1 protein-coding gene is annotated in these 596 nt (G+C 29.5%); it reads left to right on the top strand.

From position 1 onward, the window contains the following. Positions 1 to 596 (top strand): DUF4158 domain-containing protein (locus tag ACODS7_RS32420; RefSeq protein WP_488828668.1); only part of this gene is annotated, 596 nt, incomplete at both ends.

The raw sequence follows: 596 nt of genomic DNA, 5'->3' as shown, positions 1-596 counted from the left end.
TTGTGATTCACAATCTCGACTAGATTTAAAAGAACAAGCTCGTAGAGCTGCAGCTGTAAGTGGGAAACCGATTTTTATCTTTCGCGAACTGATAAATTATTTAACTACTAAACGAATTATTATTCCTGGCTATAGCTTTATACAAGAGGTTGTAGGAAATGCTATTACATATGAACAAAAACGCCTTATAAGGATTATACACAAACAACTATCCGAGGCGGATAAACGGCATTTAAAAGAATTATTATACAATCCTTCTGGGTTATATAAGATTACTCGAATTAAACATGAACCTAAAGACTTTAGTATGAACGAAATTAAACGCGAAATTGAATATGGGAAAGAAATGTATCCTCTTTTTCAACTGGCCAATTCAATTTTGCCACAACTAAAGATTTCTAATGAAAGTATTAAATATTACGCTTCTTTAGTAGAGTATTACTCCGTATATAAATTAAAAAGGTTTAATGAATTCCTTATAAGTCTTTATTTATTGTGCTTTATTTTTCATCGATACCAAAGAATGAATGATAATTTGATTAATAGTTTTATTTATAAAATGAGAAAATACAACGATGATATCTTATCCTTTGCGA

This window comes from Bacillus sp. FG16 (assembly GCF_057809515.1).
The sequence above is the reverse complement of the archived record's forward strand: the minus strand, read 5'-3'. Positions and strand labels throughout refer to the sequence as shown.